This is a genomic window from Roseateles sp. YR242 (assembly GCF_900109745.1).
Lineage (GTDB): Bacteria > Pseudomonadota > Gammaproteobacteria > Burkholderiales > Burkholderiaceae_C > Roseateles.
In genome coordinates this window covers 17,102-43,574 of sequence record NZ_FOAV01000011.1, presented here as the reverse complement: position 1 = coordinate 43,574, position 26,473 = coordinate 17,102, and the positions used below count along the sequence as shown (strand labels likewise).

Below are 26,473 nucleotides of genomic sequence, written 5' to 3'. Positions count from 1 at the left end.
CCTCATTCATCGAATCGACCACTGTTCAGGGCTTGTGTCTCGGCGGCTTGCGGATATTTGCTCCGCAATTGCTTGGCCAAGTCCTCCATATTCGCCGTGTTTCCCATCCGGCGTTCAATACGCAACTCCAGCCAGAGGCTGGAGGCGTTTGACTGTTCCTGGTTGTTGTTGACCCGGCGCGCATAGAAGCGCGCTTTTTCGTAGTCGCCCTGGCGGTACAGCACCTCGCCCAGGTTGACGGCCACGGTCGGGTTGCCGGGTTCGTATTCAAAGGCCTTCAGCAGATGCTGGTGGGCATTGGGCATTTGCCCGCTACGGGCATCGCAGACGCCCCAGGCCAGCCAGGTCCGGCCCGGCGTGCGATAGGTGGGGATGGCGAGCGCCGCCTCGAATTGCTTGCTGGCCTCGGCGAAGCGCTGGCGCTGGCACAGGAACCAGCCATAGTTGTGCAGGGTGTCGGCGTCCTGACGCACGGCCAGGCCGCGCTTGAAGCCCTCTTCGGCCGCCACGTAGTCGCCCATCGCAGCGTAGATCAGGCTGCGCAGGCTGACCGCGTCCGGCAGGTCCGGCTTGATGGCCAGCGCCTGCTTCAGCTCGTCCAGCGCCGTCTCATACTGGCCACGGCTGAAGTAGGCGGTGGCCAGCTCCATGCGCACGGCAGCGCGACGGTCGGCGTCCGTGGCATCACTCGCCGTCTTCGGCTCCTGACGGACGCTGGCAGAAGGCGTACCGCAGCCTGGCAGCAGCGCGCCAACCATCAGCGCAACGGACAGGATGCGGGCCGTACGGCAGGCGAGCTTGAAGCCAGGCGTCAAAGAGGTCATGAGCGAGGATTGGTGGGGGGTTGAGAGCTGGAAGAGACAGGCGTCGGCGTGGCCGGCGCGGCATTGCCGCGCTGCACCACCACCGGCGCCCGCACCATGCGCAGATGGACACGGGTACGGTCCTGGACCTCGCCGGCCAGTTGACCGCAGGCGGCATCGATGTCATCGCCCCGGGTCTTGCGCACCGTGGTGACGATGCCAGACTGGATGAGCAGGTCGGCAAAGGCCTTGACCCGGTCATTGGTGCTGCGCTTGAGGCCGGAGGCCGGGAACGGATTGAACGGAATCAGGTTGATCTTGCAGGGCACCTTGCCCTTGAGAAGCCGAATCAGTTCTCGCGCCTGCTCCGGCGAATCATTCACGTTGTCGAGCATGCAGTACTCGAAGGTGATGAAGTCGCGGGGGGCGCTTTCCAGGTAGCGGTTGCAGCTTTCCAGCAGCTCGGCGATCGGGTATTTGCGGTTCAGCGGCACGAGCTGGTCGCGCAGCGGGTCGGTCGGCGCATGCAGCGACACGGCCAACGCCACCGGCACATCCTCGCGCAGGCGGTCGATCATCGGCACGACACCCGAGGTCGAGACGGTCACCCGGCGGCGCGACAGGCCATAACCGTGGTCGTCCAGCATCACCCGCAGTGCCGGCACCAGGGCGCCGTAGTTCTGCAGGGGTTCGCCCATGCCCATCATCACCACGTTGGAGATGATGCGGTCGTCCCGGTTCAGGCGCTGGCGCAGGCTGTGCTCGGCATGCCAGAGCTGAGCCAGGATTTCCCAGGTCTCGAGATTGCGGCTGAAGCCCTGATGGCCGGTGGAGCAGAAACGGCAGCCGACCGCGCAACCGGCCTGGCTGGAAATGCACAGAGTGGCACGGTCATCCTCAGGGATATAGACCGCCTCCACCGCATTGCCCTGGCCGACGTCGAACAACCATTTGATGGTGCCGTCGGCCGAGACGTGTTCGGAGATCACCGGGAGCCCGGCGATGTGGGCGCGCCCGGCCAGCTTGTCCCGCAGGGACTTGGCCAGGTCGGACATCTGGGAGAAGTCCGAAGCGCCCTTCTGGTGAATCCACCGGAACAGCTGGGTCGCACGAAAGCGCTTCTCCCCCAGCTGATCGCAGTACGCGGCCAGGCCTTGCAGATCGAATCCGAGCAGGTTGACCGCGTCCATGGTGGTGACCTCTTTCTCTCTAAGGCCTCCTGGCCCAGAGTCCAGAGGCAGTAGCCATTAACGGCTGTAGACGTTCATGCCGGGGAAGAAGAACGCCACTTCCTGGGCGGCGGTCTCCGCTGCGTCGGAACCGTGCACGGCGTTGGCGTCGATGCTGTCGGCGAAGTCAGCACGGATGGTGCCCTTCTCGGCCTTCTTCGGGTCGGTAGCGCCCATCAGGTCACGGTGCTTCAGGATGGCATTTTCGCCTTCCAGGGCCTGGATGATCACCGGGCCGGAGATCATGAAGGTGACCAGGTCGTTGAAGAAGGGGCGAGCCTTGTGCACGGCGTAGAAGGCTTCTGCTTCGCCACGCGACAGGTGCACCATCTTGGCGGCCACGATCTTCAGACCAGCGCCTTCGAAACGGGCGTAGATCTGACCGATGACGTTCTTCGCCACGGCATCGGGCTTGATGATCGAGAGAGTGCGTTCGATGGCCATATGTTTTTCCTTGAAAATCTTGGGCTTAGCAAAGCCCGGCATTGTAATGCGTGAAGTCAAGCCCCCGGTGACATCAGGATGTCAGGGGGCGTGTCAGGTCCAGCAAAGTGTTCAGCGACGGCCGCGGCCACCGCCACCACCACCTCCGCCGCCTCCACCCCCACCGCCACCACCGCGGCGGCCGCCGCGATTACCTCGGTTGATGAAGGCGTCGGCGCCGATGTAACCAATGGCCGTTTTCATCGGATCCGGCTGGCGTTCGCCACTCGGACCGCGCTGATTGCCCCGGTTGCCACCACCCTGGTTTTGAGGGTCGCTTCCGCCGCGGCCAAAACCGGCCGGGATGCCGCGCTTGCCACTGGTGGCGAAACGGCGGTCGAAGGTCTGCTCCAGCGGGTTGATGTGACGCGGAATGAAGTCGTCGTCATCCTCTTCGCGACGGGGACGGTCGCGATCACGCTCGCGGTCCCGCTCTTGCTGCGGACGCTGCTGGTGCTGCTGGGCGCGTTGGTCGTTCTGGCGTTGGTCCTGGCGGGAATCCTGGCGCGGGTCCTGACGGGAATCCTGGCGCGGCTCACGGGACTCGTAACGCGGCTCCTGGCGCGCCTCTGGACGGCTCGGGCGGGGGCCGCCATTGCTGCCACTGCCACGACGGCGCTTGGCATTGCGATCACCCCGATCAGCACGGTCACCGCCACGGTCGCCACGATCACCCGCACGGTCTGCGCGATCACCACGGTCGCCACGCTCCTGTTGCACATGACCCGCCAGTTGGCGGATGACGCGCACATCAGCATCGCCCAATTCCACATACACACCGCGACGCAGGCCGCGCGGCAGCACCACGGTGCCATAACGGATACGGATCAGGCGACTGACCGCCAGACCCACCGTCTCGAAGAGCTTGCGCACTTCGCGGTTGCGGCCTTCGGTGATCACCACGCGGTACCAGCGGTTCACGCCTTCACCGCCACCGTCCACGATGCTCTTGAAGCTGGCTTGCTGGCCGTCCACGTCCACGCCGGTCAGCAGCGTGTTCTTCTGGTCATTGCTCAGCGAACCCAGCACGCGCACCGCGTACTCGCGTTCCACGCCAAAGCGCGGATGCATCAATTGGTTGGCCAGCTCACCGGAGTTGGTGAACAGCAGCAGGCCTTCGGTATTCAGGTCCAGGCGCCCCACCGACTGCCACTTGCCCTGCGGCAGGCGGGGCAGGTTGCGGAAGACGGTCGGACGGCCTTCCGGGTCATTGAAGGTGACCACTTCGCCTACCGGCTTGTGATAGGCCAGGATGCGCGGCGACGCCGGCGCAATACGCACCCGGATCGGCTTGCCGGCCACGGCCACGCGGTCGCCATAGGAGATGCGCTGACCCACGTGGGCCACCTCACCGTTCACGGTGATCTGGCCCTTGGCAATCATGTCCTCGATGTCGCGGCGCGAACCGACGCCGGCCTGCGCCAGCACCTTCTGCAGCTTGGGCGCGTCGGGTTCGGGCGCCAGCACCCGCTTGGCAGGAGCGTCGGCGTCCGATTCCGCAACGGCATCAGCGGCGTCGTCCTGCTCGGCATCGGCATCGAAACCTTCGGCATCGTCCGGGGCACCAGCCGCCGCTTCACCCTCCACATCCGCGTCGAAAGCGCCAGAAAGCAGATCGTCGAAACGCGCCTGCGCCTGGGCTTGCAGCTCGGCGGTATCGGCCCTGGATGCAACAGCGCCACCGTCCGGCGATGCGACGTCGCTACCGGCCTGCGCCACGTCAGGCGCACCTTCGCGGGCATCACGGTTACGGCCACGGCCACGGCGGTTGCGCCCGGCGCGAGCGCCGCGTTCGTCCCCCTCACCACCCTCGTCGGCGGAGGACGCGGCGTCGCCAGCAAAGGCCGGGTCACTGGTCACTTCTTCACCCAGGGTGAAGTGCGGGCCTGCGGGCTGGGCGGCCGGCGCTACCACGGCAGCCACCTTCGTGCGGGCCTGCGGAGGCACTTCGTCAGCAGCTTCCACGGGGACGCGCGGCAGCGCTTCGGGCGCGTTGCCCTCAGCCGCTGGCGCGCCTTCAACCGCATCCGCAGCCTTGGCGCGGGTACGGCGCTTGGGCTTGGCAGGGGCTTCAGTCTCTGCAGCGTCCGCTGCAGGCACCTGCGCCGCAGCTTCCGATGCAGGCATCTGCGGCACAGCTTCCACCGGCGCTACCGTCTTGCGACGGGCGCGTGGCTTGGGCGCGTCCGCAGGCGCGGCTGTGTCCACAGCCTCTACAGGCGTAGCAGTTGCCGTCTTGCGGGCTCGCTTAGGGCGTGCAGGCGCCTCGGAGGGCGCGTCCGGCGCAGCTGCGTTCAGCGCGTCGGGTTTGGAATCGTCAATATCGTTTGAATTCATGTGTCGGCTTGCACCTTGTCAGCGGTGGACACGGCCCCTCACGGGGCGCTCTTATCAGCCGTGGGGTTGACTGCCCCGGGCGGTTGTTCGTCAATCGGCGCGCTTTCAGCGGCCGGGATTTCTGTGGCCTCGGGGGCGACCAAGGTCGCTTCGGAGGCCGGCGTGGCGGCTTCAACACCGCCCGCGCCTGGCATTTCAACTTCTGGTTCAACGTCTGGCAGTTCCGGTGCCTGCCCCTTATCGCCAAGACTCGACACACGGGCCTGCAAGGCCCACGAATCCTCGGCGGCCGAACCATCATCATCTGCAGCGGCGGCCGGGTGATCATCGTCGTTCACGACGTCGCTTCCGCCGTCGCTCCCGTCGTCCCTGTCGCCTTCGCTCTCGTCTTCGCTGCCTTCGGTATCGGCCTCACCGCTGTCACCATGGCCCATCGAAGCGGCCACCGCATCAGCAAATGCTGCAAAAGCAGCCACCGACACCCCCCGACCCGCCGCAGCGGACACGGCAGGCGCTGGCACCACGGTGGGTGCAGATTCGGCATTGTCCCGCACCGCATCTTCCGGTGGCACCCCACCCTCGGACGCCAACGCGGCACGTTCAGCCGCCACCACACCCTCTGGGGCCACCGCATCCAACACTGCAGCACCTTCTGACACCGCAGCATCTTCCGGCACCACAACAGCGTCTGGCAGCACCGCGGAATCCGGCACGGCGGCACCTTCCGCCGCCACCACCGTTTCCGGCTCCACCTCGACAATCGCCGGGGTCTCATCCAGCAACGACCCCTGCAGTGCGCCTGCGATCGGCGTCGGGTCGCCGCCCTGGATCAGGGCTGGCAACTGCTCCAGGCTGGATAAGCCCAGATCATCCAGGAACTGCCGGGTGGTGGCATACAGTGCCGGCCGTCCCGGCGCCTCCCGATGACCGATCACCTCGACCCAGTTGCGATCTTCCAGCTGCTTGATGATGGGGGTCGCCACCACCACGCCGCGTATGTCCTCGATGTCACCCCGCGTGACGGGTTGACGGTAGGCGATGATCGCCAAAGTCTCCAGCACGGCGCGTGAGTACTTCGGCGGTTTTTCCGGGTTCAGCCGGTCCAGGTGCTCGCGCAATTCCGGCCGACTCTGGAACCGCCAGCCAGAGGCCAGCACCACCAGTTCCACCCCCCGCCCTTCCCACTCACGCAACAGCTCGTCCAGCAGCGAACGGATGCTGTCGGCATTGACTTCGTCCGCAAACAGCGAACGCATGTCTCGCAGTGTCAGCGGTGCCTGCGCACACAACAACGCGGTCTCCAGGACGCGCTTGGCCTCCAGCGTATTCATGCGCAGCCACTCATGCAATGCAGCCGGCTCGGCGGCCGGTCATGTCGGTATCGTTCGCCATCTTGGGCGTCGGCGGCGGCAACAGCCGTGCCGAACCAGTTCGATCTGCTTGTGCTTGGGATCTGGGTACCGCCGGATGGGGGCTGCCGGCGGGACGGTGGGCAAAGGGGTCAGCCGAACCTCAAGGGACAAGCCCACGCGGGCTCGGCGACGTTCTCTTTGCCACGGCTTTGCCAGAGCGCTGCTTGGGGTCACTTGCAGTTCGGCAAGTTCAACGCGGGTTTCAACATCAAGCCCGCAGCGGTCTGGCGCAAATTCTTGGGGCATTGTAGCGCCAGTCGCGAACACCTTCTCAAAACACCGGTTCGGGCAAACCCGCAAGCTCCCAGGCTGCGGCCATTTCGCACGGTAGCGGGGCCTGGAAGCGCAGCGGCTCGCCGGTGATCGGGTGGCTGAAGCTCAGCCGCGCCGCATGCAGCGCCTGTCGCTCCAGCCCCAGCGCCTGGGCGCCGCCGTAGAGGGCGTCGGACACCAGCACATGGCCCTTGTGCGCCGCATGCACCCGGATCTGATGGGTGCGCCCGCTATGCAGCACGCAGTGCAGGACGGAGATGGTGCGGCTGAGGCCACGCGCATCCTGCCACTGGGCTTCGGCCAGTTGATGGAAGTCGGTTCGGGCCGGCTTGCCGCTGCCGACCACCGCCATGCGGGTGCGGGACTGCGGGTCGCGGCCGATGGGCGCGTCCACCGTCCAGGTCTCGGGGGTACGGCCATGGACCAGCGCCAGGTACTCCCGGTGAACCTCCCGAGCAGCAATCATCCGCACCAGTGCCGTGACAGCGGCGAGCGTCTTGCCCACGATCATGAGGCCGGAAGTGTCCTTGTCCAGCCGATGGACGATGCCGGCACGCGGCAGCGTGGCCGCGCCGGCATGGTGAGCCAGCAGGCCGTTCATCAGGGTGCCGGACCAGTTGCCGGCGGCCGGATGGACCACCAGACCGGCAGGCTTTTGCAGCACCAGCAGGTGCTCATCCTCATGGACGATATCCAGCGCCATGGCTTCGGGCCGGAAGGCCAGGGCCTCCTCGGTGGGCTGCAGCTCCAGCACCAGGCGCTGCCCCAGGCGCGGCTTGCGCGAGGCCTGGGTGGCCACGACGCCGTCCAGCGTCACGCAGCCCCGGTCGATTAATCCCTGCAGGTGGCTGCGGGAGAACTCGGGGGCCAGCTGGACAAGCCATTTGTCCAGGCGCAGCCCCTGCTCCACCACACCCGCCTCGGCCTCGCGCCGCTCGGGCGCCTCAGCGCCGAGATCCGGCACATCCTCCTGGGCATCTTCGGGTGCATCTTCGGGTGAATGTGCCGACGCTGCATCGCCGATATTGCCGCTGGACTCCCTTGGGGTTGTCCCTGCCGGGTAAAGCACTTCCCCAGGCGCCGGGGTAGGGCTGACCTGAACCATATAATCGCCGCTCCAAATTCAGATAGGGGCGGCGCTTGCGCCAGCCCGTGGGACCATGATGGAAATTTCGGTGATGCGCACGCTGCGCACCCCCTGGCGCGCACTGGCACTGGCCGCGGCGGTATCCACCGTGATGGGCCTGACCGCCTGCTCGTCCACACCGAAGGATGATCCGAATTCCCAGGCCAACCTCGAGAAATTGTACGAGGAGGCCAAGGAAGACATGATGAGCGGCAGTTACGACCGCGCCATCAAGACGCTGGAACGGATCGAAGGCCGCGCGGCGGGCACGACGCTGGGGCAACAGGCGCAGCTGGATCTGGCCTGGGCCAACTACAAGAGCGGCGAGCGCGTGCAGGCGGTGGCGGTGCTGGACCGGTTCATCAAGCTGAATCCCTCAAGTGCCGCGCTGGACTATGCGCTGTACATGAAGGGCCTGGTCAACTTCAATGACGATCTGGGGCTGTTCGGCCGGATCGCCCGCCAGGACATCAGCGAACGGGACCAACAAGCCGCGCGCGATTCGATGCAAGCCTTCATCCAGTTGGTGGAGCAGTTCCCGGAGTCAAAATACGCACCGGATGCCCGCACGCGGATCGACTACATCACCAACAGCCTGGCCGCCTATGAAGTGCATGTGGCCCGTTATTACTACAACCGCGGCGCTTTCCTGGCGGCAGCGAACCGCGCCCAGTCGGCACTGCTGGAGTTCCAGCACGCCCCCGCGCTGGAAGAAGCGCTTTATCTGATGGTGCGCAGCTATGACAAGCTGGGGCTGACCCAGCTGCGTGACGATTCCGAGCGCGTGTTGAAGACCAGCTTCCCTGATAGCGCCTACTTGACGGGCAATGCCCGCAAGGAAAAGCCCTGGTGGCAGGTCTGGTGAGCCGCCACGGCCCCACATGATCACCAGAAGAGCCCGCCGAGTGCGGGCTTTTTTTTTCCGCCAGGCACCCGCGCATCGGGAGATGCAGGGCTTGAGCGTCGTCGATGCCGGGGAGTGTCTGGCGGGTGGCCTCAAGCCTGCGGATGATCCTGGGCCAGCATCCCCAGCCAGGCCTGCGCTTCAGCCTCGTCAGCCACCTGCTTCATGGGCGGAAGCGCCTCCCGTAATCGCCGGCCATAGTGGCTGCCCGCCAGACGCGGATCACAGACCACGAGCAGGCCTCGATCAGACTCCGTGCGGATCAAGCGCCCTGCCCCCTGCTTGAGCGCGATCGCGGCCTCGGCCACAAAATACTCGGTGAACGCGTTGCGCCCCTGCGCCTCCAGTCGCTGCACACGCGCCTCCACCAATGGATCATTGGGGGGCGGAAACGGCAGCTTGTCGATGACCACACATTGCAAGGCCTCTCCCGGCACATCAATGCCTTCCCAGAAGCTGGCAGACCCCACCAGCACGGAGGCCGGCTGATCCACGAATTGCTGCAGGAGCTGCCGCTTGGGCGCCGAGCCCTGGACCAGCACTTCAATGCGATGCCCGCCGGCCTCAAAGCGCTCACGCAGAACGTCCGCCACGGTGTGCAGCTGGCGCAGCGTCGTGGTCAGGATGAAGGTACGCCCACCCAGCCGCGCCGCCAGGCGCGCTCCCAGCAGCCCGACCGACTCACCATGGTCAGGTTCGGACGGCTTGGGGAAGTGGCGCGGAACATAAAGGCGGGCATGTGCGGGATAGTCGAAGGGGCTTCCCACACGCAAGGTGCGCGCATCCCCCAGACCGGCAGGCTCGGTGAACCAGCGCAGGGACTCATCCTCGCCCAGTGTGGCCGAGGCAAAGATCCAGGACTTGGGTGGCCCCTGGAGTTGCTCCTGCATGGCCTCGCGAATGTCCAGGGGCGACTCCACCAACCGGACCTGGTGGGTGCCGACATCGACCCAGCGGACCGCCGATGGGTCGGGATCCCGAGCAAAGAGTTGCGCCGCCTTGAGCAGCTCCACCGAGCGCTCATGCAGCCGGGCCAGGTCCGGATCCATCTCCATCACGGAGGCCATCGCGTCCACGGAGAGTTCCAGCGCCTGCCCCACCAGGTCCAGCGCCTCGGTGAGCGGCGCCCGGCCCGCGCATTCACTCCAGCGCAGCTTCAGCATGCCACGCAGCTCACGGTCGCCCGCACAGGCCAGGCGCAAGGCGCGAGCCGCCTGTTCCACCCCGCCCGCAATCACCTGCCATTCCTGCAGCCCCCGCGCATGCGCCACGCCCTGCGCCACCATGTCCTTGGCGAAGTCAAACAACTGGGCGCTGCTCAGGGCACGCCCCAGGAAGTTCAGGCCTGCATCGGGCAGTTGATGGGCTTCGTCGAAGATGGCCACCTCCACCCCGGGCAGCAATTCGGCCACGCCGCTGTCGCGCAGCACCATGTCAGCAAAGAAGAGGTGATGGTTCACGACCAGCAGGTCGGCTTCCATCGCCTCACGGCGTGCACGCACCACGTGGCAATCGCGATAGGACGGGCAGTCCGTCCCCAGGCAGTTGTCCCGCGTGGAACTAACGACCGGGATGATGGGCGAGCGCTCATCCAGGCCATCAATCTCGGAAAAATCACCGGTGTGGGTTTCTATCGCCCAGCGCTCAATCCGTGCGAGCTGCGCAACCGCTCGACGGTCCGGCAGTTCCGCACTGTGGCGCGCCTGCTGCAATCGGTGCAAGCAGAGGTAACTCCCGCGCCCCTTGAGCAACGCGGCTCGCAACGGCAGCGAGAAGGTGTCGAGCAGCCGTGGCAGGTCGCGCATGAAGAGCTGATCCTGCAGGCTCTTGGTGGCGGTGCTGATCAGCGTGCGCCCACCCGAGAGCAGTGCCGGCACCAGATAAGCGAAGGTTTTACCGACGCCCGTGCCCGCTTCCACCACCAGGGTCTCACGTGCGGCAATGGCCTGCGCAACTGCCAACGCCATCCGCTGCTGCGGCTCGCGCGGGGCGTAGCCCCCGCTGGCGCGGGCCAGCGGCCCGCCTGCGTCAAAGGCGGCAATGACGGCCTGTTCCAGTTCGCCGGGCCGCAGTTCTTCGGCGCGAAATTCGTCAACGCGCGGCGCTTCAGTGTTCACGCAGGCTCGTCCGGATCGTTCGCCATTTCCAGCCGGGCAATCTGGTCCCGAAGGGTCAGCCGCTGTTTCTTGAGCCGGCGCAAGGTCAGTTCGTCCTCCGGCGCGCCGACGGACAAAGCGTCAATACGGCCGTTCAACTCCGCATGTTCCATGCGCAGTTCGATCAGAAGTCTTGCTGGAGAGTGAAGTTGTTCATCCATGCGGGGGGAACCACTCGACCGAAAGGCCAAGCGGCCAGATTATAGTTTTGACATATGAGTCGCACACCACCGGGCTATCGCCTCAGCGCCGCTACAGGCATCCATCGGGGCGATCGCCTTTATCAACAGGATCAGGTCCAGGTCTTCCCCCATCCGCGTCAAAGCGGCTGGGTGCTGGGCATCGTCGCCGACGGCATGGGCGGCAAGAGCGGTGGCCGCAAGGCCGCCGACCAGGTGATCCTGACCGCACAGCAGCTGTTCGAGCGCTTCGTCCCCGATGAGGAAGACGAGATCGACCTGCTGCGCCAGATCGTCTCCGAATCCCACCTGATGATCCGACTGACCGCCATCTCGGCGGAGGAAGAGCCGCACAGCACGCTGGCGGCCTACCTGCTCACGGCCGACCGGCGCTGCTTCTGGATCCACACCGGCGACTCGCGCATCTATCACTTCCGCGGCCCCAACATGGTCACGCGCTCGCTGGACCAGTCCTACGTGCAGCGCCTGGTCGATGAAGGCCAGATCACCGAGGAAGAGGCCCAGGTCCACCCGCAGTCCAACCTGCTGACGGCCTGCCTGGGCACGGTGCAGGAACCGACCCCGGTGGAAAAGTACATCGAGCGCGTGGAGACCGGCGACAGCCTGATGTGCTGCAGCGACGGCCTGTGGCATTACTTCACGCCCGCTGAACTGGGCACGGTGCTGCACAGCCTGCCGCCCCGGGACGGCGCGGAACTGCTGGTGAGCAAGGCCCGTCAACGGGCCAAGGGCACCGGGGACAACCTGTCCCTGGCCGTCGTGCGTCTGGAACCGCTGGACGAGTAAGGCTTCGAGCGTCAGGTCCGGGCCTGCCCCGAGCCGCCTCAGCGAGGCGGTATCGAGCGGATATCCGACGCCGATGGCGTGGGCAGATGCACCGGCGCCGTGCGCTTCGGGTCGGAGGCCTTGCCGGCCCGCTTCTCGGCCTGCTGGCGCGCCTGCCGTTGCTGCTCTTCCTGCGCGGCCGCACGGTCCGCCGCCGCCTGCCGGCGCTCGGCGGCCTTGCGTTCAGCTTCAGCCTGCTGCCGCTGCACCTGCCGCTCGTGCTGCGCCGGATGGGCGCGCGGTGTGCGTGACGGCGGCAGACTGGCCGCGGGGCCCGGACGTGCCGCAGCCTTCACCGCATCGTTGCCGTGGCGCGAGGCCTGCTCGGCAGCATCCTTGTCCTTGGCCTGGATGCGTTCACGCTGGGCATCAGCCCGCTGCTGGCGCTCCAGGGCATTCACTTCCTTTTCCTGCCGCTGGATGGGGTGCAGCGCCTCGATGCGCCAGGCTTGCGCCTGTTCCAGGCAGGTGGTGACCACAAAACGGGCACGACAGTCCTTGACCTTGTCGTCGTAGGTTTTCTGCACCTCGGCCCGCTTGGCCTTCAGTTCGGCCCGGGTCTGCAGGTTGGCCTGGGCCTGAGCCTGAGCCTGTGCCTGGGCTTGTGCCTCCACCACATCCGCCGCCCGCGCCTGAGCCCCGCCCCACGCAAGCGCCGACACCAGCAGCACCCGGGAGAGGAGGGTCAACGGCGGGAAAGCGGGAGGAGCGGGAAGAGCGGGGAAAGCGACCGAAAAGACGGAAGCGACGTGCGTCATGGCGCAATCATGAGTTCAGGTAAGCGAAGTATCGACGTCCCGACGCTCCAGTGACAAATACTCTTGCGACTGCATTTCCTGCAGTCTTGACACGGTGCGCGGAAACTCGTGGGCCAAGGGCCCTTCGGTATAGAGCTGCTCGGCGGGCACGGCGGCAGAGATGATGAGTTTGCAGCGCCGGTCGTACAGCACGTCCACCAGCAGGGTGAAGCGGCGCGCCTCGCTGGCCAGCTTGGGCGGCATTTCCGGCACGTTGGAGAGAATCAAGGTATGGAACTGGGTGGCCAGTTCCAGATAGTCGTTCTGCGAGCGTGGCCCGCCGCACAGCACCCGGAAATCAAACCACACCACGCCACCCGCACGGCGCCGGGACTGCAGTTCACGGTGCTCGATGTGCAGCACGGGATCTTCGTCGCGGGCCTCGGCCAGGGATTCGAAGGCGGCCGTCAGTGCCTCGTCGGCCTTCGCATCCAGCGGGGTGTGATACAGATTCACATGCTCCAGCGAGCGCTGGCGGTAGTCGGTGCCGTTGTCGACGTTGATGACCTCCAGGTGGGTCTTGAGCAGCTCGATCGCCGGCAGGATGCGGTCGCGATGCAAGCCGTTGGGGTAGAGGTTGTCCGGCTGGAAGTTGGAGGTGGTGACGATGGAGACGCGGTTGCGGAACATCGCGTCCAGCAACCGGTGCAGGATCATCGCGTCGGTGACGTCCGCGACGTGGAACTCGTCGAAGCAGATCAGCCGGAAGCGCCGTGCAATGCGCTTGCCCAGTTCTTCCAACGGATCCTGGATGCCCTTGAGCTCCTGCAGCTCACGGTGCACCTCGCGCATGAACTCGTGAAAGTGCAGCCGCGTCTTGCGGGTCAGCGGTACAGCCTGGAAAAAGCAATCCATCAGGAAGCTCTTGCCCCGCCCCACGCCGCCGAACATGTACACGCCACGCGGCAGCGGCGGGCGCACCAGCAGCTTGCTGAAGGCATTGGAGCGGCGCGCCTTGTAGGCGGCCCATTCATCCTGGCAGCGCTGCAGGGCCTCCACGGCGCGCAATTGCGCCGGGTCGGCCGTGTAGCCGCGTTCGGCCAGGGTCTGCTTGTAGAGCTCGGTGACGGAGGTCATGAACGATCAGGGCTGCGGTGAATGAAGGCCGGTGGCGCGCGGCCGGCTGAAAGAAAAAGGGGCGACTCATCGCCGCCCCTGTCACTGAGTCCGAGGCGAGCCTCAGAAGTTCAGCGTGCGCTTGTCCACGGCCAGGGCCGCTTCCTTGGTGGCCTCGCTGAGCGAGGGGTGCGCGTGGCAGATGCGGGCGATGTCCTCGGCCGAAGCCTTGAACTCCATCGCCACCACGGCTTCGGAGATCAGCTCCGAGGCCATCGGGCCGATGATGTGCACGCCCAGGATTTCGTCGGTCTTGGCGTCGGCCAGGAACTTCACGAAGCCGGTCGTGTCACCCAGCGCGCGGGCGCGGCCGTTGGCCAGGAAGGGGAACTGGCCCGCCTTGTAGGCCACGCCTTCAGCCTTCAGCGCCTGCTCGGTCTTGCCCACCCAGGCAATTTCCGGGCTGGTGTAGATGACCCAGGGGATGGTATTGAAGTTGACGTGGCCATGCTGGCCGGCGATGCGCTCTGCCACCGCCACACCTTCTTCTTCCGCCTTGTGCGCCAGCATCGGGCCGCGCACGACGTCGCCGATGGCCCAGACATTGGGCAGGTTGGTCTTGCACTCGTCGTCCACCACCACGGCGCCGCGCTCGTCGAGCTTCAGGCCCACAGCTTCAGGGTTCAGGCCGATGGTGTTGGGTACGCGGCCGATCGAGACGATCAGCTTGTCCACCGCCAGCGTCTGTTCGCCGCCCTTGGCATCGGTGTAGGCCACCTTCACGCCGGACTTGCCGTTCTCGACGCCGGAGATCTTCACCCCCAGTTCGATGTTCAGACCCTGCTTCTTGAAGACCTTGGTGGCTTCCTTGGCCACGCTCTCGTCAGCCGCGCCGAGGAAGGCGGGCAGCGCTTCGAGGATGGTCACTTCGGCACCCAGGCGGCGCCACACCGAACCCATTTCCAGGCCGATGACGCCGGAGCCGATCACGCCCAGCTTCTTCGGCACGGCAGGAATGCGCAGGGCGCCGTCGTTCGACAGGATGTTGGTCTCGTCGAAAGGCGCGCCAGGCAGTTGGCGGGCATTGGAGCCGGTGGCGATGATCACGTGCTTGGTCTGCAGCGTCTCTTCCGAGGCGCCAGTGACCTTGATCTCGTAGCCGCCGTCCTTGGCGGCGGTGAAGGCACCGCGACCGTGGAAGAAGCTCACCTTGTTCTTCTTGAACAGGTAGAGGATGCCGTCGTTGTTCTGCTTCACGACGATGTCCTTGCGGCCCACCATCTTGGCCACGTCGATCTTCAGGTCCGACAGGCTGATGCCGTGGTCCGCGAAGTGATGGCCGGCGTGCTCGAAGTGCTCGCTGGACTGCAGCAGGGCCTTGGACGGAATGCAGCCGACGTTGGTGCAGGTGCCACCCGGTGCAGGGCCGCCCTTGTCATTCTTCCACTCGTCGATGCAGGCCGTGTTGAAGCCCAGTTGCGCCGCGCGGATGGCCGCGATGTAGCCGCCAGGGCCGCCGCCGATGACGACGACGTCAAATTGCTTGCTCATGTGTCGTGCGTCCTTGGATTACAGGTCGAACAGCAGGCGAGCCGGATCTTCCAGCGCATCCTTCATCGCGACCAGGCCCAGCACGGCTTCGCGGCCGTCGATGATGCGGTGGTCATACGACATGGCCAGGTAATTGATCGGACGGATGACGATCTGGCCGTTTTCCACCACGGCACGGTCCTTGGTGGCGTGCACGCCCAGGATGGCCGACTGGGGCGGGTTGATGATGGGCGTGGACAGCATGGAACCGAAGGTGCCACCGTTGGAGATGGAGAAGGTGCCGCCGGTCATCTCTTCGATGCCCAGCTTGCCTTCCTGCGCCTTCTTGCCGTACTCGGCGATCTTCTTCTCGATGTCGGCGAAGCTCATCTGGTCTGCATTGCGCAGGATGGGCACCACCAAGCCGCGCGGCGAGCCCACGGCGATACCGATGTCGAAGTAGCCGTGGTAGACGATGTCGTTGCCATCCACCGAGGCGTTCAGCACCGGGTACTTCTTCAGGGCGTGCACAGCAGCCTTCACGAAGAAGCTCATGAAGCCCAGCTTGGTGCCGTGTTCCTTGGTGAAGCTGTCCTGGAACTTCTTGCGCAGTTCCATGACCGGGGCCATGTTCACTTCGTTGAAGGTGGTCAGGATGGCGTTGGTGGACTGCGATTGCAGCAGGCGCTCGGCGATACGGGCGCGCAGGCGGCTCATCGGCACGCGCTGCTCCGGACGGTCGCCCAGGTTGGCGGCGCCAGGGGCGGCCACGGCGGGCAGCGGCTTGGCGGCGGGTGCAGCGGGCACGGCCACCGGGGCAGCGACGGCAGCGGGCTTGGCGCCGGCTTCCAGAGCACCCAGCACATCACCCTTGGTGACGCGACCATCCTTGCCGGTACCGGGCACGGCGCCAGCGGTCAGGTTGTTGTCCGCGAGCAGCTTGGCAGCGGCGGGCATGGCCACGCCCGCCTTGGAGGCGGATTCGCTGGAAGCGGCAGCAGCAGCGGCCGGGGCAGCAGCTGCCGGTGCAGGGGCGGCTGCGGCGGGGGCAGCGGTGCCGGCCTTGGCTTCGGTGTCGATGCGGGCGATGACCTGGTCAGAGCCCACGGTGCCGCCATCGGCCACCACCAGTTCGGTGATCACGCCAGCGGACGGCGCCGGCACTTCCAGCACGACCTTGTCGGTCTCGACTTCGATCAGGATCTCGTCCACGGCCACGGCTTCACCGGGCTTCTTCTTCCACTGCAGGAGGGTCGCTTCAGCGACCGACTCGGACAGCTGGGGGACTTTGACTTCAACGATTGCCATGATGTTTGTTCTCTCGGTTTTCCACTAAACCGGAGCTTTGCGCCTGTCCGGCCGGCCGGGGCGTGACCCTTGTCTCGGGGGTCACACAGCCCGGCGGCCGGGGTTATTGCGGCGCTCAGCGTCCGCAATAACTCACTTGGTCAGCACGAAACCCTTCAGCTTCCCGAACGCCTGCTCCAGCAGCGACTTGAGCTGCTCCTGGTGCAGGTGGGAATAACCCACCGCCGGCGAGGCCGACGCGGGGCGGCCCGCATAACCCAGCTTCTGGCCATCGGCCATGTTTTCGTGGATGTAGTGCTGAACGAAGAACCAGGAACCCTGGTTCTGCGGTTCATCCTGGCACCAGACGATTTCGGTGAGGTTGGGGTACTTCTTGATCTCGGTCGAGAAGGCCTTGTGCGGGAACGGATAGAGCTGTTCCACGCGAATGATGGCCACATCCTTCTTGTCGCCACGTGCCTTGACCAGGTCGTAGTAGACCTTGCCCGAGCAGGCGATGACCCGCTTGACCTTGCTGGCGTCGATGTCGGCGTTCAGCTCACCGATGACGGTGCGGAATTCACCCTTGGTGAATTCGCTGACCGGCGAGGTGGCGTCCTTGGCGCGCAGCAGCGACTTGGGCGTCATGATGACCAGCGGCTTGCGGAACATGCGCAGCATCTGACGGCGCAGCAGATGGAAGATCTGCGAGGCGGTCGTCGGCTGGACGATCTGCATGTTGTTGTCCGCAGCCAGCTGCATGAAACGCTCCAGGCGAGCCGAGCTGTGCTCAGGGCCCTGGCCTTCATAGCCGTGCGGCAGCATCAGCGTCAGGCCATTGGCACGACCCCACTTCACTTCGCCGGAGGCGATGAACTGGTCGATCACCACTTGCGCGCCGTTGGCAAAGTCACCGAACTGGGCTTCCCAGATGGTCAGCGTGTTGGGTTCGGCAGCGGCGTAGCCGTATTCGAAGCCCAGCACGGCTTCTTCCGACAGGATCGAGTCGATCACGACGAACGGTGCCTGGCCTTCCGCGACGTTCTGCAGCGGGATGTAGGTGCCGGTGTCGAAGCGTTCGCGGTTCTGGTCGTGCAGCACGGCGTGGCGGTGCGTGAACGTGCCACGGCCGCAGTCTTCACCGGACAGGCGGATCGGGTAACCCGAGGCCACCAGCGAGGCGAAGGCCATGTGTTCGCCCATGCCCCAGTCCACGTTGATGTCGCCACGGCCCATGGCGGCACGGTCGGCGATGACCTTGGCCACCAGCGGGTGCGGCGCGAAGTCCGACGGGATGGTGGTGATCTTCTCGGCGATGCGCTTCCATTCGGCCACTGGCAGCGCGGTGTCGCAGCTGTCGGTCCACTTCTTGCCGAGGAACGGGGTCCAGTCGGTGGCGTACTTGCTCTTGAAGTTGGTCAGCACCGGGTCCACGGTGTGGCGGCCTTCGTCCATGGCGGCGCGGAAGGCCTTGACCATGCCGTCAGGACCGTCAGCGGCCAGCACGCCTTGCGTGGCCAGCTTGTCGCCGTACAGCTTGCGGGTGCCGGGGTGCTGGGCAATCTTCTTGTACATCAGCGGCTGGGTGAGCGCGGGGGTGTCCTGCTCGTTGTGGCCCAGCTTGCGGAAGCAGACGATGTCCACCACCACGTCCTTCTTGAACTGCTGGCGGTATTCCAGGGCGAGCTGGGTGGAGAACACCACGGCTTCCGGATCGTCGCCATTGACGTGCAGCACTGGGGCTTCGACCATCTTGACGACGTCGGAGCAGTACACGGTGGAGCGGATGTCGCGCGGGTCGCTGGTGGTGAACCCGATCTGGTTGTTGATGACCAGGTGGACCGTGCCGCCGGTGTAGTAACCGCGCGTCTGGGCCAGCGCCAGGGTTTCCATGACCACGCCCTGGCCGGCGAAGGCGGCGTCGCCGTGCACCAGCACGGGCAGCACCTGCTCGCCGGTCTTGTCGCCACGGCGGTCCATGCGGGCCTTGACCGAACCCTCCACCACCGGGTTCACGATTTCCAGGTGGGAGGGGTTGAAGGCCAGGCTCAGGTGGACCGGGCCGCCGGTGGTGGACACATCGCTGGAGAAGCCCTGGTGGTACTTCACGTCACCGGAGGGCAGGTCTTCAGGGGCGGTGTGGTCGAACTCGGCGAACAAGTCCTTGGGCATCTTGCCCAGGGTGTTCACCAGCACGTTCAGGCGGCCGCGGTGGGCCATGCCGATCACGATCTCCTGCACGCCCTTGGCGCCGGCGCTCTGCACCAGCTCGTCCATCGACACGATGAAGCTTTCGCCGCCTTCCAGCGAGAAGCGCTTCTGGCCGACGTACTTCGTGTGGAGGTAGCGCTCCAGGCCCTCGGCCGCTGTCAGGCGGTCCAGGATGTGTTTCTTCTTCTCGGCCGGATAGTTCACCTTGCTGCGGGTGGCTTCCAGACGTTCCTGCCACCAGCGCTTCTCGACCGGATCGCTGATGTGCATGAACTCGGCACCGATGCTGCCGCAATAGGTTTCACGCAAGGCCTGCACGATTTCGCGCAGGGTCATGTTCTCGGCCTTGGTGAAGTAGGTGTTCGTGGCGCTGAAGCTGATGTCCATGTCAGCTTCGGTCAAGCCATACGACGCGGGCTCCAGTTCAGGGATCTGGGGGCGTTCGGTGCGCTTGAGCGGGTCCAGGTCGGCCCAGCGGGAACCCAGGAAGCGGTAGGCAGCAATCAGGGACTGCACATGCACTTGCTTGCCCGCGACGGCCAGCTCGTTGCTGGACACCTTGGTATTGAAGGCATTGGCCTTCGCACGCTGGGCAAAGGATTCGATGACGGGGGCATGCGCCACATCGCGCTTGTCGCTTCCGTCTACCGCAGGCACATGCTGCAGTGCGTCAAAGTAGGCTCGCCAGTTATCTGGCACGGCGCCCGGGTTGTCGAGGTACTGCTCGTACATTTCCTCGACATAAGGGGCATTGCCCCCGAACAGGTAGGAGTTCGACCTGTATTGCTGCATCATCTTCGCTCACCTCTTGCCCCGGCTTCCAGGGCTATCGGCTGGTTTATAAACCTTCCGCGACACGGCTTGACCGGTTGGCGGATTGCGACCCGCCTTCACTGTTGCCAGAAAAGGGGACGGGAAGGACCTCAAGTCACAAGCGCCGCACTGTAGCACTTCGGCAATTCCAACGCGTTACTGAAGGCGTCCACTTTTCGGTGAAAAGTCTATGGCATTCATCACGCATGTGTTGCCTCCGAACTGCTCACCCCCACTATCCCTTAGGAGGTATTTGCGGGCTATCACGGCTAAAAGCTACAACGGCTGTGGTGTGGCGGTGGGTGACAACCGGTTCTCCGGCTGACCCGCCAATCGCACCGAGGTACGTGCAGGTACATGGTGGCGGGGTGGCGCCAAAGCAAGCGGCAGGCCGGTTCAAACGTTTGCGGTCGAGCGAGGCAAGGCTTAGACTTCCGCCCGCGGTTCTGCCCCGCGATTGAATGGTGGGCCGCCGGGACACAGGAGATCCCAATGCAAGTTCGAGTCGTTGACTACCGTGCTGCGGACGCAGCCGAGCAGTTCACACGTTCCCTGCACGAGACCGGTTTTGGCGTGTTGGTGAACCACCCTCTTCCTCAGGCGCTGGTCGAGAAGATTTACGGCGACTGGCTGGGTTTCTTCAACGGGACCAGCAAGCACGACTTTGCCTTTTCCCGCGAGACCCAGGACGGTTACTTCTCCACCGAGATTTCGGAGACGGCCAAGGGGCACCAGCAAAAGGACATCAAGGAGTACTTTCACGTTTATCCCTGGGGCCGCATTCCTGCGGCGCTCAAGGAGGACGCGATGCGTTACTACCAGATTGCCAACGATCTGGCGGCCGAGTTGCTGTCCTGGGTTGAGAAGCACACGCCGGCGGACATTGCCCGTGGCTACCGTGAGCCGCTGTCCAACATGATCCAGGACAGCCGGCTCACCTTGCTGCGCGTCCTGCGTTACCCGCCGCTCACGGGTCACGAACCTGAGGGTTCGTTGCGTGCGGCGGCGCATGGTGACATCAACCTCCTCACCATTCTCCCGGCCGCCAACGAGCCTGGGCTGCAGGTGCTGGCCAAGGACGGCCAATGGGCGGACGTCCCCAGCGACTTCGGCATGCTGATCATCAACATCGGTGACATGCTTCAGGAAGCTTCCCAGGGCTACTACCCATCCACGCAACACCGGGTGGTCAACCCCACCGGTGACGGTGCCAAGAAGAGCCGAGTCTCGCTGCCGCTGTTCCTGCACCCCCGCGAAGAAGTGGTTCTTTCCGACCGCTACACCGCGCACACCTACCTCGAAGAGCGGCTGCGCGAATTGGGCGTCAAGAAGTAGGCCGAGCGAGCAGCCCTCCCCTGACAAAGTAAGCGGGGCAAAGTAAGCGCGGCAAAACTGGCCGGGCGAAGCAGCTCTAGCGAAGCAGCTCTAGCGAAACAGCTCTAGCGAAACAGCTCTAGCGAAACAGCTCTAGCGAAACAGCTCTGGCGAAGCAGCTCTGGCGAAGCAGCACTGGCGAGGCAGCACTGGCGAGGCAGCACTGGCGAAGCGGCACTGGCGAAGTGGCTCTGGCGAAGTGGCTCTGGCGAATCAGATGTGGCGAAGTAGCCCCGGCGAAGCAGTTCTTGCGCAACTGGGAGCTGGGAGCTGGGAGCTGGGAGCTGGGAGCTGGGAGTTGGGTGCAGGGAGTTGGGGGCAGTACTCGGTGGGGGAAAGTGACGGTCCGGTGCCCTTTTCCGTAAGTCAAGGAATGAATGACTCGGCGAAGCCGAGGCAGAAGGGACATGGAGGAAAAGGGTGCCGGACCGGCGCTTTCCGGCGCGGGTGGCGGTGTGGCGGTGTGGCGGACCAGCGGACCAGCGGTGCAGCGGTGCAGCGGTGCAGCGGTGAATCGGTGAATCGGTGAATCGGTGAATCGGTGAATCGGTGTAGCGGTGAATCGGTGTAGCGGACCAGCGGTCCAGCAGTGCAACGGTCCAGCGCGATCACGGGCCAGCGCGATAAGGGTCATGCCAGCTACAGTCCCCCACACCATGTCCCGCGTTGTCTGGATCCAGCCTGAAGCCCCCTCGAAGCCTGAGGTGGGCGCCCCTTGCAATGGATGCGGCTTGTGCTGCCTGGCCGAGCCTTGCCCTGTGGGCGTGCTGGTGACATTGCGGACCAAGGGGCCTTGCCGGGCGTTGCAGTGGGATGCCGAGGCGAGCCGCTACCAGTGTGGCATGCTGGTGCACCCCACGCGCTATCTTGGCGCGGCGGCCATCCATCCCGAGGCGGTGCTTAACAGGCTGATCCGGCGATGGACGGCCCGGATGATTGCTGCGGGCATCGGCTGCGATGCCGACCTGGCTGCCGACCTCCCTGGCGGCACCACGCGCCGCACGTCCACGTCCACGCCCACGCCCAGGCCTACGTCTACGTCTACGTCTACGTCCACACCCACACAGCCACCCCCACCCTCTAAGGACAATCGCTAACCAGCCTCCCCCTCCCCACCCACTAGCATGGCCCTCGACTTGCTTCTCCAAAGAACCTGCTCAGGAGTCCTGCCCATGGTTAGTTCTCGCCTTGCTCTGTGCGCCACCGCACTCACCCTGGCGCTTGTCGCCACTGCCCATGCCGTCCCCTTGCGCTGGGCGGCCCAGAACGACATCCTCACCCTGGACCCCCACTCCCAGGACCACAGCACCACCAGTGCCATCCTCCAGCACAGCTACGAAGGCCTGACCCGCTACAACGAGCAATGGGAGGTCGAACCCTGCCTCGCCACCAAGTGGACCACCGTCAGCCCCACCCTGTGGCGCTTTGAACTGCGCAAGGGCGTCAAGTTCCATGATGGCTCCCCGTTCACTGCCGACGACGTCATCTTCAGCTTCCAGCGCATCCGCCAGCCCCAGGGCACGATGCAGATCTACGTGACCGGCATCAAGGAAATCAAGAAGGTCGATGACCACACCATCGACCTCGTCCTCGATTCGCCCCAGCCCATCCTGCTGCGCAACCTGATCGACTTCCGCATCATGAGCAAGACATGGGCGGAGAAGAACAAGGCCACCCAGCTGGCCGACTACAAGGCCAAGGACGAGAACTACGCGAGCCGCAATGCCGTGGGCACCGGTGCCTTCAGGATCACCGGCTGGCAGCCTGACCAGCGCGTCACCATGGTGGTCAACAAGGACTGGTGGGACAAGCAAAAGGGCAACATCACCGAGATCACCTACCTGCCCATCAAGTCCGACCCCACCCGGGTCGCGGCCCTGGTCTCCGGCGAGGCCGACCTGCTCACCGATGTGCCCACCCAGGACGTGGCGCGGCTCAAGAATGATCCCAAGCTGAAGGTCATCGAAGGGCCGGAGACCCGCACCATCTTCTTTGCCCCGGACCTGGGCAGTGATGAACTGCGCGGCTCCTCGGTCAAAGGCAAGAACCCCTTCAAAGACGTTCGTGTCCGCCAGGCCCTGAGCATCGCCATCGACCGCGAGGCCATCAAGCGCAGCATCATGCGGGGCATGTCCGTGCCGGCGGCGCTCATGGTGCCCCCTGGTGTCAACGGCTACTCGACCGAGCTGGACAAACCGCAAACGCCTGACCTGGCAAAGGCCAAGAAGCTGCTCGCCGACGCCGGTTATCCCAGCGGCTTCGAGATTCCATTGAACTGCCCCAACAACCGCTACGTCAACGACGAGGAGGTGTGCCTGGCGGTGGTCTCGATGTGGAGCAAGATCGGCGTCACCGCGCGGCTCATCGCGCAGCCGATGTCGCAGCACAGCCAGGCCTTCCAGCGCTTCGAGTCGCCCTTGTACATGCTGGGCTGGGGCGTCTCCACCAACGACGCGCTCTACACCTTGCAGGCGCTGGCCCGCACCCGCAGTGGCGGCCCGGACGGTAGCTTCAATTTCTCCAAGGTCAGTGACCCCGCGCTGGACAAGCTGATCGATGCCATCAAGGGCGAGATGGACGTGAGCAAGCGCAACGCCCTCATTCGCGACGCGTTGATCCTCGTGCGCGATCAGGCGCTGTTCATCCCGCTGCACCACCAGGTGCGCCCGTGGGTGATGCGGACCGCGGTGGACACCCCGCACCGCGCCAACGACCGGCCAGAGGGGCGGTTCACGACCATCAAGTAAGCCGTGCGCCCGCCCCGCTGACCTCAGCCCAGGGCGCGCGCCACCAGTTCCGCCTGTTGCTGGCGATGAATCACGCCGGAGGCCGTCGCACCTGCGGCGGTCACCGCGCGTGAGACTTCGCTCAAGCGGACCGACGGGGGCTGCAGCGCTTGCAGGTCGTCCCGGATGAAAGGCCAGGCGCCCTGGTTGCGGGTCTCCTCCTGCACCCACACCACCGCGCTGGCCTGCGGATAACGCGCCAGCACGCCGGAGAGTTCCTGGGCAGGGAACGGATACAGGCGCTCCAGCCGCACCAACGCGATGCTGCCGGCCTGATCCGCAGGCAAGGCGGCGCGGGCACAGAGCAGGTCGTAATAGACCTTGCCACTGCAAAGCAACACGCGTTGAACCCGCTGCGGGGCCACGGCCGTGTCGTCAAGCACGGGCTCAAAGCGCGCGCCGGCCAGCGCCTCCACCGTCGTGTAGCTGCGCGTTTGCGCCAGCAACACCGCCTTCGGTGTCATCACCAGCAGCGGTTTTCTGACCGGATCCAGCGCCTGCTGCAACAGCAGCAGCGCGTATTGCGCGGCCGTGGACGGATAGGCAATCCGCAGGTTGTCCGCACCGCACAGCGACAGCAGCCGGGTCAGGAACCCGTTGGAATGCTCGGGCCCCACGCCTTCATAGCCATGCGGCAGCAGCACCGTCAGCCCGCTCGCATAACCCCACTTCTCCTCACCGCAGCTGATGTACTGGTCCAGGAAGACCTGTGCGCCATTCACGAAGTCGCCGAATTGCGCTTCCCAGACTGTCATGCCCGCAGACGCTTCCACACTGTGGCCGTATTCGAAGCCCAATACCGCCTCTTCAGAGAGGATGGAGTTGTGCACCTCCAGCGGCGCCTTGGCCGTGAAATGCGCCAGCGGCATCCACGTGGCCACGCCCCCTTGGGCCTGGTTGTGCCACACCGCATGGCGATGCAGGAAGGTGCCGCGCTGCACGTCCAGCCCCGAGATGCGCAGCGGCACGCCGGCGCACAGGGTCAGCGCGTGCGCGACGGACTCTGCCGTGACCCAGTCAATGGTTTCCGGCCCCCCTTGGGGGCCCGCTTCGCCGCTGGCCAGCCGCTGCCAGCGTGCCGCCAGCCGGGCCAGCACCGGGTGCGGCTCAAAGCCCGCCGGCACATCCGCCAGGTTGGCGAGCACCCAGGCCAGCGCATCGGCATCCGGCATGGTGCCGGGTGCCGGGCGCGGTGGCACCTGCTCGGCGATCGCGGCCACTTCTGCCCCGTCCAACGTTGCCGCCGCTACGGGCTCACTGGCCGCCCGTGGCCGCCCCGGCGTCCGAAGCACCGCTGGATCAAAGACCTCCAGCGCCGCAACGGCTGCTTGCGCGCGCGCCAGCGGCAACACACCGCGCTCGACCAGCCGGTTCGCGTAGGCCGTGGTCACACCCACCCGTGCGGGCAGTTGCCGGTACAGCTGGGGCGCGGTGAACATCGGCTCGTCATGCTCGGAGTGGCCCTGGCGGCGGTAGCCGATCAGGTCGATCACCACATCCGCCTCGAAGCGGGCCCGATAGTCCACCGCGAGTGCCGCCATGCGCTGCACCGCTTCCGGATCGTCCGCGCTCACGCGCAGCACTGGCGCATCGATCATGCGGGTCACATCGGTGCAGAAGCGCGACTGCGCGCGGTCCATGCGGTTCGGTTCGGTGAAGCCCAGCTGGTTGTTGATGATGATGTGCAGCACACCCCCAACCCCATAACCGGGCTTGAGGCCCATGGCCAGGGTCTCCATCACCACGCCCTGCCCCGCGAAAGCGGCATCGCCGTGCATCACCACCGGCAAGCAGCGGTGCACCTGGCTGACGCCGACTGAACGCGCCGCGCGCGCCATGCCCACCACCACGGGGTAGACACTCTGCAGGTGCGAGGGATTGCTGGCCAGCGTAACGGCCACGGGGCCGGACGCGGTGGCCACGTCATACCGGCCGCCCAGGTGGTAGACAAGGTCGCGTTGTCGCTGCGGGTGGACCGGTGCGGGCTCGAAATAATCGAGAATTTCCTCGACCGGATGGCCCAGCAGGTTCACCAGGACATTCACGCGGCCGCGGTGCGGCATGCCCATGAAGCAGCGGTTCACGCCCTGCCCCGCGGCACGCGCCAGGATGGCGTCGAGCAAGGGCAGCAAGGCCTCGTTGCCCTCCAGCGAGAAACGCTTGCCATGTGGGAAGCGTCGGCCCAGGAAGCGCTCCCAACCCTCCACCCCCGCCAGCCGCTCCAGCAGATCACTGGCGGCGTCGGCGCCGAGCGGTGCCACAGGGGCCTCCATGCGCTGCAGCAGCCACTGGCGACGTGTGGCATCGCGAACGGCAGACACATCCAGCGCCGCACTGCCGCAATACAGCGCCCGCAGGCGCTGGTGCAGCTCGTGCGCCTGGCCGGTGCCCAGCACCAGCGCGTTGTCCTCGGCCACCGCGGCACCGGCACTCAGACCGAAATCCTCCAGCGATGGTGGCTCGACAGCACCCGCCGTGTCCGGCCGGTCCAGGGGGGCCAGCGGGTCCAATCGAGCAAAACGATGGCCGTGCAGGCGGAAGGTTTCGATGAGTTCGGCAACGCCCGGCTTGAGCCGTGGCGCGCTGCCCTCGACCACCCGCCCGGTCGGGTCGGCTTCGCGGTCAAAGCGGCGTTGGGGGGCCCAGGCGGGCCCGGCGGAAAAGCGGTTCACAGACATGTCGACTCCCTCGACGGCAAATGAGGCCACGCAGTCGGCCGGGTCTCTCCGTCAACGCTCTCGGCGGCGTCTGTACCGTCCGCTGTAGCCCCTGAGGGCCCCGTGCGGACGGCGGTCGGGTCCTCCCGGGCCGTACGACATCCGGCTCTTTGGCCAGTCTGGTCTTCTGTCTCCGTCCAAGCCTGGTGTTGGC

18 protein-coding genes are annotated in these 26,473 nt (G+C 65.6%); 4 read left to right on the top strand and 14 right to left on the bottom strand.

From position 1 onward, the window contains the following. Positions 1–2 precede the first annotated feature (2 nt). The 6 genes from pilW to BMY53_RS18675 all read right to left on the bottom strand — a co-directional run bounded on the left by pilW (position 3) and on the right by BMY53_RS18675 (position 7,642). Complete coding sequence (pilW, locus tag BMY53_RS18700; RefSeq protein ID WP_092948012.1) at positions 3–824, bottom strand: type IV pilus biogenesis/stability protein PilW; 822 nt, start codon at positions 822–824, stop codon at positions 3–5. After that, positions 821–1,993 carry a dual-specificity RNA methyltransferase RlmN gene (gene rlmN, locus BMY53_RS18695; RefSeq protein ID WP_092948011.1) on the bottom strand — a complete coding sequence of 391 codons (1,173 nt, stop codon included), beginning with the start codon at positions 1,991–1,993 and terminating at the stop codon, positions 821–823. The genes pilW and rlmN overlap by 4 nt, the downstream gene beginning before the upstream one ends. 57 nt (positions 1,994–2,050) lie before the next feature. Then, a complete protein-coding gene (gene ndk / locus BMY53_RS18690) occupies positions 2,051–2,476 on the bottom strand; it encodes a nucleoside-diphosphate kinase (RefSeq protein ID WP_092948010.1) in 426 nt (141 codons plus the stop codon). A gap of 111 nt (positions 2,477–2,587) precedes the next feature. Next, a complete protein-coding gene (locus BMY53_RS18685; protein WP_092948009.1) occupies positions 2,588–4,852 on the bottom strand; it encodes a pseudouridine synthase in 2,265 nt (754 codons plus the stop codon). Positions 4,853–4,890: 38 nt separating this feature from the next. Continuing rightward, positions 4,891–6,183: an SMC-Scp complex subunit ScpB gene (gene scpB, locus BMY53_RS18680; RefSeq protein ID WP_092948008.1), complete on the bottom strand. Its 1,293-nt coding sequence runs from the start codon at positions 6,181–6,183 to the stop codon at positions 4,891–4,893. Positions 6,184–6,535: 352 nt separating this feature from the next. Continuing rightward, complete coding sequence (locus BMY53_RS18675; RefSeq protein WP_092948007.1) at positions 6,536–7,642, bottom strand: RluA family pseudouridine synthase; 1,107 nt, start codon at positions 7,640–7,642, stop codon at positions 6,536–6,538. A 55-nt stretch (positions 7,643–7,697) separates the two neighbouring features. Here BMY53_RS18675 and BMY53_RS18670 point away from each other — a divergent pair, with 55 nt between their 5' ends. Further along, on the top strand, positions 7,698–8,528 hold the full coding sequence (locus tag BMY53_RS18670; RefSeq protein WP_255370278.1) for an outer membrane protein assembly factor BamD: 831 nt from the start codon (positions 7,698–7,700) through the stop codon (positions 8,526–8,528). 131 nt (positions 8,529–8,659) lie between these two features. Here BMY53_RS18670 and BMY53_RS18665 read toward each other — a convergent pair whose 3' ends face one another. Then, a complete protein-coding gene (locus tag BMY53_RS18665; RefSeq protein WP_404947890.1) occupies positions 8,660–10,684 on the bottom strand; it encodes a DNA repair helicase YoaA in 2,025 nt (674 codons plus the stop codon). Beyond that, positions 10,681–10,884 (bottom strand): YdcH family protein, encoded by a 204-nt coding sequence (locus BMY53_RS18660; protein WP_092948006.1) that lies wholly within the window; start codon positions 10,882–10,884, stop codon positions 10,681–10,683. Before BMY53_RS18660 ends, BMY53_RS18665 begins: the two co-directional genes overlap by 4 nt. Positions 10,885–10,938: 54 nt before the next feature. Here BMY53_RS18660 and BMY53_RS18655 point away from each other — a divergent pair, with 54 nt between their 5' ends. After that, complete coding sequence (locus BMY53_RS18655) at positions 10,939–11,709, top strand: PP2C family protein-serine/threonine phosphatase (RefSeq protein ID WP_092948005.1); 771 nt, start codon at positions 10,939–10,941, stop codon at positions 11,707–11,709. Between the two features lie 38 nt (positions 11,710–11,747). Here the strand turns inward: BMY53_RS18655 and BMY53_RS18650 are convergent, their stop codons facing one another. The 5 genes from BMY53_RS18650 to BMY53_RS18630 all read right to left on the bottom strand — a co-directional run bounded on the left by BMY53_RS18650 (position 11,748) and on the right by BMY53_RS18630 (position 19,424). Beyond that, positions 11,748–12,506, bottom strand: coding sequence for a hypothetical protein (locus BMY53_RS18650; RefSeq protein ID WP_143074141.1), 759 nt, complete (start codon positions 12,504–12,506; stop codon positions 11,748–11,750). Between the two features lie 15 nt (positions 12,507–12,521). Next, positions 12,522–13,622: a cell division protein ZapE gene (gene zapE, locus BMY53_RS18645; protein WP_092948003.1), complete on the bottom strand. Its 1,101-nt coding sequence runs from the start codon at positions 13,620–13,622 to the stop codon at positions 12,522–12,524. Positions 13,623–13,724: 102 nt separating this feature from the next. Continuing rightward, positions 13,725–15,152, bottom strand: coding sequence for a dihydrolipoyl dehydrogenase (gene lpdA / locus BMY53_RS18640; RefSeq protein WP_092948002.1), 1,428 nt, complete (start codon positions 15,150–15,152; stop codon positions 13,725–13,727). Positions 15,153–15,170: 18 nt separating this feature from the next. Further along, positions 15,171–16,439 (bottom strand): 2-oxoglutarate dehydrogenase complex dihydrolipoyllysine-residue succinyltransferase, encoded by a 1,269-nt coding sequence (gene odhB, locus BMY53_RS18635; RefSeq protein ID WP_092948001.1) that lies wholly within the window; start codon positions 16,437–16,439, stop codon positions 15,171–15,173. 132 nt (positions 16,440–16,571) lie between these two features. After that, positions 16,572–19,424 carry a 2-oxoglutarate dehydrogenase E1 component gene (locus BMY53_RS18630; protein ID WP_092948000.1) on the bottom strand — a complete coding sequence of 951 codons (2,853 nt, stop codon included), beginning with the start codon at positions 19,422–19,424 and terminating at the stop codon, positions 16,572–16,574. 510 nt (positions 19,425–19,934) lie between these two features. On the opposite strand from BMY53_RS18630, the gene BMY53_RS18625 reads away from it, so the two are divergent. Then, the gene (locus tag BMY53_RS18625) at positions 19,935–20,777 is read left to right on the top strand and encodes a 2OG-Fe(II) oxygenase family protein (protein WP_092947999.1); all 843 of its coding nucleotides are present in this window, start codon (positions 19,935–19,937) and stop codon (positions 20,775–20,777) included. A 1,211-nt stretch (positions 20,778–21,988) separates the two neighbouring features. After that, on the top strand, positions 21,989–23,563 hold the full coding sequence (locus BMY53_RS18615) for an ABC transporter substrate-binding protein (RefSeq protein WP_092947998.1): 1,575 nt from the start codon (positions 21,989–21,991) through the stop codon (positions 23,561–23,563). 23 nt (positions 23,564–23,586) lie between these two features. On the opposite strand, the gene BMY53_RS18610 is transcribed toward BMY53_RS18615, so the two are convergent. Beyond that, positions 23,587–26,280: a 2-oxoglutarate dehydrogenase E1 component gene (locus tag BMY53_RS18610; protein ID WP_092947997.1), complete on the bottom strand. Its 2,694-nt coding sequence runs from the start codon at positions 26,278–26,280 to the stop codon at positions 23,587–23,589. Between the last annotated feature and the right edge of the window lie 193 nt (positions 26,281–26,473).

Coding starts and splice junctions, on each gene's coding strand:
- pilW (WP_092948012.1), bottom strand. CDS start 824: ATGACCTCTTTGACGCCTGGCTTCAAGCTCGCCTGCCGTACGGCCCGC.
- rlmN (WP_092948011.1), bottom strand. CDS start 1,993: ATGGACGCGGTCAACCTGCTCGGATTCGATCTGCAAGGCCTGGCCGCG.
- ndk (WP_092948010.1), bottom strand. CDS start 2,476: ATGGCCATCGAACGCACTCTCTCGATCATCAAGCCCGATGCCGTGGCG.
- BMY53_RS18685 (WP_092948009.1), bottom strand. CDS start 4,852: ATGAATTCAAACGATATTGACGATTCCAAACCCGACGCGCTGAACGCA.
- scpB (WP_092948008.1), bottom strand. CDS start 6,183: ATGAATACGCTGGAGGCCAAGCGCGTCCTGGAGACCGCGTTGTTGTGT.
- BMY53_RS18675 (WP_092948007.1), bottom strand. CDS start 7,642: ATGGTTCAGGTCAGCCCTACCCCGGCGCCTGGGGAAGTGCTTTACCCG.
- BMY53_RS18670 (WP_255370278.1), top strand. CDS start 7,698: ATGATGGAAATTTCGGTGATGCGCACGCTGCGCACCCCCTGGCGCGCA.
- BMY53_RS18660 (WP_092948006.1), bottom strand. CDS start 10,884: ATGGATGAACAACTTCACTCTCCAGCAAGACTTCTGATCGAACTGCGC.
- BMY53_RS18655 (WP_092948005.1), top strand. CDS start 10,939: ATGAGTCGCACACCACCGGGCTATCGCCTCAGCGCCGCTACAGGCATC.
- BMY53_RS18650 (WP_143074141.1), bottom strand. CDS start 12,506: ATGACGCACGTCGCTTCCGTCTTTTCGGTCGCTTTCCCCGCTCTTCCC.
- zapE (WP_092948003.1), bottom strand. CDS start 13,622: ATGACCTCCGTCACCGAGCTCTACAAGCAGACCCTGGCCGAACGCGGC.
- lpdA (WP_092948002.1), bottom strand. CDS start 15,152: ATGAGCAAGCAATTTGACGTCGTCGTCATCGGCGGCGGCCCTGGCGGC.
- odhB (WP_092948001.1), bottom strand. CDS start 16,439: ATGGCAATCGTTGAAGTCAAAGTCCCCCAGCTGTCCGAGTCGGTCGCT.
- BMY53_RS18630 (WP_092948000.1), bottom strand. CDS start 19,424: ATGATGCAGCAATACAGGTCGAACTCCTACCTGTTCGGGGGCAATGCC.
- BMY53_RS18625 (WP_092947999.1), top strand. CDS start 19,935: ATGCAAGTTCGAGTCGTTGACTACCGTGCTGCGGACGCAGCCGAGCAG.
- BMY53_RS18615 (WP_092947998.1), top strand. CDS start 21,989: ATGGTTAGTTCTCGCCTTGCTCTGTGCGCCACCGCACTCACCCTGGCG.
- BMY53_RS18610 (WP_092947997.1), bottom strand. CDS start 26,280: ATGTCTGTGAACCGCTTTTCCGCCGGGCCCGCCTGGGCCCCCCAACGC.